Genomic DNA, 5,263 nt, shown 5'->3' on the forward strand with positions numbered 1-5,263 from the left:
TCTACCACCAGCTCACAAGCCCGCCACCCACCGCCCCACCCGCTTGCCTGAAATAGGAGGCATCAACCACCCCTGTCACACGGTTCTGCGACGCTCCACGGCATGGGACACCTGCTCGGCTATGCTCGCGTCTCCACCACCGACCAGCACCCCCAGCTCCAGGTCGACGCCCTCCAGCGCGCCGGCTGCTACCGGGTGTTCACCGAGACCGCCAGCGGCGCCCGCACCGACCGGTCCACCCTCGAGCAGCTCTTAGACCAGCTGCGCCCGGGCGACACCCTCGTCGTGTGGAAACTAGATCGGCTGGGTCGGTCACTGCGACATCTGGTTGACACGGTCACTGGCCTGGCTGAGCGCGGGATCGGGTTCCGGAGCCTGCAGGAAGCCATCGACACGACCACGCCTGGCGGCAAGCTCGTCTTCCACGTCTTCGCCGCGCTGGCCGAGTTCGAACGCGACCTCACCCGCGAACGGACCAGCGCCGGGCTGACTGCTGCCCGAGCCCGCGGCCGCCAGGGCGGCCGACCCTCGGTCATGACCGCCCACAAGCTCCAGGTGGCTCGAGAGATGCATGGCTCTGGGCAGTACACGGTCAGCGCGATCGCCACGACTCTGGGGGTCAGTCGGGCCTCGATCTACCGGCATCTCGCCCGCGACGGAGGCTGACCACTCGCGGCGAAGCGCGACCACGGCGCCCTGGAAGACCGTTTGGTTCCACCACCCGCTTCGCGTCATGGACGCATCTGGCAGTGTTCGCGTACCGGGTTGCGGCCTGACCGTGACCCAAGCGAGCTGAACCGGACATCACGCCGATGCGGCGGGTTCGTCGCATCGTGACCTCAGGGGCACAGGCTGACGGTAGTGCCCGCAATTGTCAGCAAGGAGGTCACCATGCGCGTTGCCAGGCTCCTGATTCGGCTGCTTGTCGCCGCCGCCGCAGCCCTGCTCGTCACCGTTGTCTTCGACCCTGCCGCCGGGTTGGCCAGCACCCAATCCGGGTTCTCCACCGAGCCCACGGTGGTCGAGCACCCGCCGGTCGGCTCGCCCACACTGGTCGGATTACGGGCCGGCCGCCACGCCAACTTCGACCGGGTGGTGTTCCAGCTCGACGGCCCCATCCCCTCCTACTACTCGGTCCGCTACGTGCCGGTGGTGCGCCTGGACGGCTCCGGGGAGCCGCTGCAGCTGCGCGGCACGGCGTTCCTGGAGGTCGTGGTCCGGGCCCCGACCCACGACCAGGACGGCCACCCGGTCCTGACCCCGACCCGGCTCCGTCCCGACTTCCCGGCCCTGCGCGAGGTCAGCGCCCCGGCCTCCTTCGAGGGCCAGACCACCGCCGGCATCGGCGTGACCCGTAAGGTCGGCTTCCGGGTGTTCGAGCTGACCGGCCCGACCCGGATCGTCATCGACCTCGCCCACCCCCAGAAGATCGACGACGGCGGCCCGGTCGCCCCCAAGGGGCTGACCGTGACCCCGAACAGCGGCCCCGTCGGCACCGAGGTCATTGTCGAGGGCCGCGGCTGCGGCAACCTGGATGAGCCGGTGCGGCTGGTCTTCCAGAGCGGCGCCGGAGGCACCACCGGCGCCGTCGACCTGGGCGAGTTCCCCGTCTCCGAGCAGGACGCCTTCCGCGCCACCGCGGTGCTCGTCCCGGCCCGGATGGATCCGCTGCAGGGCGTCGGCGGCGGTCCCACTCGGCCGGGCACCTACCAGTTCACGACCAGGCCGCCGGTCTGCGCCGCGACCTTCACCGTGACCGGCGACACGCCCACCACCCCACAGACGCCCGGGACCCTGCCCTTCACTGGCCCCCACACCCCGATGCTGCTGACCATCGGCAGTGGGCTGCTCGTGGCCGGGGCCGGACTGCTCCTCCTCGTCCGCCGCCAGACCCGACGCACCGCCTGACGACCAACCGCCAGTAGCCAGGCAGCCGCTGCCTGGCTACTGGCTTGTCTGCCGCAAGTCGGCGGCGACCACAACGGGCAGCCGCCGCGTTCAGCCGGTCAGGAGTCGGCCCAGCCGACGTGACGGCGACCCAGTCGGCCGGACGTGGATCGACTACCTCGCTCGCTCGGCCAACCAAGCTCCATATCCAAGAGACGCCCACCCGCACAGCTAACCAGCTCGCTTCACTCACTGCCCCCACAGCGTTCATTCAAGCAGTCCGGTCAGCCGACAGCCCTGACCCCTCGCATGCCATCGATGCGCCGGTGGTTCACAACGCCGCACCGCACCTCACGTCCCCGCATTACCGCTCAGATGGGAGGCGCTGTCGGAGGTGGTGCCGTGAGGCGAGGCGAGGTCCGTGTAGCGCAGTTTCTGGCAAATCTCTGGCACGGCGAGCTGATCGGGCAGCTCATGCGCCAGCTAGCCGCTGGCGGGCTCACGGTGGATGAGCCGCTGCGCTGAAGATGGAATCTCCCCGGGGATTCGGGACGCCATCGACGGACTCATGACAGCAGCCCACTACCTCGCGCCGCTTCTACGGTCCTTGCAGAACTCGGCGGTCACCGTTTGTGCGGGTGGGCGGTGACCAGTCGGCCCCGTCGCGGGAGTCGGCGCCGAGGAAGCCGCCGACGACAGCAAGGATCACAACAGCCGCCACGAACAGCAGCGCTGCCATGTCAGACTCCCCTCTGGCGCCGGGCGGCGCGGGCGGCCTGCACCTTGCGGGCGGCTGCGGCCTCGCGCAGTAGGTCATCGATGTGCAGCTCCGCCATCTTGGCGTGGTAGTCCAGGAGCGTCGTGGTCATGGTGTCCTCTTTCGTTGTCTTCACTGACACCACGGTAGGTCTAAGGCGGGCAGCCCCACATCGGGCTGCTGCCTTAGATCCGCCAGGCAACAGGCTCATTTCCAGGCCTGCTGCCACGCCTCGCCATAAGCGCCCGGCTGCAGCCGGTGCGACCCGAATGGCCAGGGGACCGTTACCTCTCTGCGAAGGTGTCGTTGGAGGTCGGTGGCGTGGAGGCCGCGCCCACCATAAACGGACCGAGATCGAGCCGAACCGCGCGATCGTTACCCTGATCGACGGTGCAGGCAGGGCAACGTCGGACAGCCGATCCAGGCGATCGCGAGCTGCAATCCCGGTCGGAGCGGCGCTATCCCCAGAAGATGAAGAGGGGGTCCTCGTCGATCTCCTTGAGGAGGTCGTCGAGCTGGGGGGTTGGGTCGAGGTGGTCGTAGCGGTGCCAGCGTCGGTTGCGGTCCGCCCAGTACAGGGTCCAGGTGCCCGCGGCGGTGTCGTAGCGAAGCTGAGCGATCAACATGCGCGTCCACGCCCCAGGCCCGCCCTGCCACAACGGTCGGCGCTCAACGATGGTGATGGTGGCGGCCCGGGTCGTAACCTCCAGGCAAACCTCGTCCCGGGCCTCGGCGGGGACGCGCTGATCGCAGAATCTGCGGACCTTGGCGACCGCCAGGTCCGACACGCGGGCGTTGCCGGTGACCATGAAGTCACCCTAGCGTGCCCGATCCCCGAGATGTAGCGACATCGGGGCGCATCCCACTGACGCAAGAAGGCGACTCACCTGACGACCAAGTCAAACAACGCTGAGAGGAGAGCGAAAGAAGCATGGGCCTGCTGGGGCTGGGGGGCTTTGAACCCCTGACCCCTTACATGCCATCTAGGGACGAAGTGGTCAAGCGAAGCTGGTCACGCTGTCTGCACTGGTCATGCCCTGGATTGGGATTGACCGCTGTGGACCGCTGATGACCGTGGTTGTCCCTTGGGCCATCCTGCAGGCATCCTCCAGATTCGCCGGTGAACCTCAGATCTCCTTCAATTCGCGCCCCATCACTCCACGAACCGTGGCCTCCGGATCACCAGCGATTCGGCCATCTCCCTTCTCTCACCGCTGCCGATCATGGCCGCTACTGAGCCCGCTTTGCCGGTCCGCCTGATGGTGGCTGGGGCGGGATACCGCGATCATGGGGTCGGCGACAAGATGGGGCGTCCCTAGTTGATCGTCTGGGCGATTGTCTCCAGGTCGGCCTGGGCCTGCTCGGCCGCCGCGGTCGGGCCCATGGTGCCGTTGAGGGCGGCGGCCAGGGCCTTGGGAATGGGCAGGGTGCCAAGCTGGGCCCCGACCAGCCGGCCCTGACCTTGGGGGAACCCCCACCGGTTCATGGTGTCGGTGCTGGTGGCGAGCTCGTTCAGCACCTCGGGTGGATAGACCTCCGACAGCGGCTTCCTGTTCTCGACGCCGGTCTGGAGGTGGTGCCAGGCATCGGTGAACTTGGTCGGCTGGTCGCTGGTCCCGGTCCGGACCGGGACCTTGCCTTCGGGGGCCAACCCCAGCCAGTCCAGGTAGCCGTCGCTCATCAAGAACTCGACCAGCTTGGCGGCGTCGTTGTTGGCGTCCTTGGTGATCGCAAAGCAGGTGAGCTCGCCGAACTGGGAAGGCTGGGTGCCGTCGGGGCCGGTGATGGCGGTCACGATGCCGCTGTGGTCGGCCAGAAACGACGGGTCGGCGCGACATTGCGGGCAGGTGGGGCGGCCCAGGCGCCGGCTACAGGGTAGCCCGCCCTCGGCCCGTAGCGTCGATCTGGTCGGCTTCAGACGGCCGCGCAGGGTGGGGCTCGGGTGCGTGCCCAGCGGCAGGGGAAGCGGGCCTCAGATCGCGAGGTAGGTGCCTACGATCTCGAATCCCCTGGTGGCGGGCTTGCTACCGCTCACTTTGGGGTTTTGCTGGGGTGCTGCGGCCGGCTGGGGTTGCCTGGCGCTGCGTTTCCCCTGGTAGTTGTGGTGGAGCTGAGGGGATTTGAACCCCTGACCCCTTGCATGCCATTGACGAGCCAGCCGCTCGCATCTCAGCGTGCATCCACGCGTTGCCTCATATCAGTGCTGCTCAGCACACAGATCGCAATAAAGCGACACGGTGCTGGCTGTGGCGATGTGAGGCTTTGTTGCTGGCAGATTGCTGGCAGTTCTGGACACAGACGCCTCAGCGTCATCGCCCGGTCGTCGGCACACGGACCGCCATCGCCCTCTCGATCATCCCCGGCCTGCTGGCCGCCCTGGCCATCGTCTACGCCATCCGCCACGCCCCCCGAGCCGAGCAGCGCGAGCGCCAACCGCTGCGGCTGCGCATCCGGCCGGTGCTGACCAGACTCCTGGGCCGGCTCATGGTCGGCGTGTCGGCCTTCGAGTTCGGGAACGTGGCCGCCACCTTGTTGATCCTGCGGGCCACCGAGCTGCTGGCCCCGGCCGCAGCCAGGACCGGGCCACCCAGCTCGCCCTCGGCCTCTATGTCGCCTACA

At 68.2% G+C, this 5,263-nt stretch carries 7 protein-coding genes; 3 read left to right on the top strand and 4 right to left on the bottom strand.

Annotation, left to right across the window (positions count from 1 at the left end; all coding sequences use genetic code 11):
- Nucleotides 1–102: 102 nt before the first annotated feature.
- Both VF468_14780 and VF468_14785 read left to right on the top strand, forming a co-directional pair.
- A complete protein-coding gene (locus VF468_14780; GenBank protein ID HEX5879558.1) occupies nt 103–666 on the top strand; it encodes a recombinase family protein in 564 nt (187 codons plus the stop codon).
- Between the two features lie 225 nt (nt 667–891).
- Nucleotides 892–1,908: a hypothetical protein gene (locus tag VF468_14785; GenBank protein ID HEX5879559.1), complete on the top strand. Its 1,017-nt coding sequence runs from the start codon at nt 892–894 to the stop codon at nt 1,906–1,908.
- A gap of 577 nt (nt 1,909–2,485) precedes the next feature.
- Here the strand turns inward: VF468_14785 and VF468_14790 are convergent.
- The 4 genes from VF468_14790 to VF468_14805 form a co-directional block, all read right to left on the bottom strand.
- Entirely contained in the window at nt 2,486–2,626 is a 141-nt protein-coding gene (locus tag VF468_14790) for a hypothetical protein (protein HEX5879560.1), read from the bottom strand.
- 1 nt (nt 2,627) lies between these two features.
- Nucleotides 2,628–2,756, bottom strand: coding sequence for a hypothetical protein (locus VF468_14795; protein HEX5879561.1), 129 nt, complete (start codon nt 2,754–2,756; stop codon nt 2,628–2,630).
- A gap of 346 nt (nt 2,757–3,102) precedes the next feature.
- The gene (locus tag VF468_14800) at nt 3,103–3,453 is read right to left on the bottom strand and encodes a DUF3024 domain-containing protein (protein ID HEX5879562.1); all 351 of its coding nucleotides are present in this window, start codon (nt 3,451–3,453) and stop codon (nt 3,103–3,105) included.
- Between the two features lie 506 nt (nt 3,454–3,959).
- On the bottom strand, nt 3,960–4,439 hold the full coding sequence (locus VF468_14805) for a hypothetical protein (protein HEX5879563.1): 480 nt from the start codon (nt 4,437–4,439) through the stop codon (nt 3,960–3,962).
- Between the two features lie 470 nt (nt 4,440–4,909).
- On the opposite strand from VF468_14805, the gene VF468_14810 reads away from it, so the two are divergent.
- Nucleotides 4,910–5,263 (top strand): hypothetical protein (locus VF468_14810; protein ID HEX5879564.1); only part of this gene is annotated, 354 nt, incomplete at its 3' end.

This window comes from Actinomycetota bacterium (assembly GCA_036280995.1).
GTDB lineage: Bacteria > Actinomycetota > CALGFH01 > CALGFH01 > CALGFH01 > CALGFH01.

Coding starts and splice junctions, on each gene's coding strand:
- VF468_14800 (HEX5879562.1), bottom strand. CDS start 3,453: ATGGTCACCGGCAACGCCCGCGTGTCGGACCTGGCGGTCGCCAAGGTC.
- VF468_14780 (HEX5879558.1), top strand. CDS start 103: ATGGGACACCTGCTCGGCTATGCTCGCGTCTCCACCACCGACCAGCAC.
- VF468_14795 (HEX5879561.1), bottom strand. CDS start 2,756: ATGACCACGACGCTCCTGGACTACCACGCCAAGATGGCGGAGCTGCAC.
- VF468_14790 (HEX5879560.1), bottom strand. CDS start 2,626: ATGGCAGCGCTGCTGTTCGTGGCGGCTGTTGTGATCCTTGCTGTCGTC.
- VF468_14785 (HEX5879559.1), top strand. CDS start 892: ATGCGCGTTGCCAGGCTCCTGATTCGGCTGCTTGTCGCCGCCGCCGCA.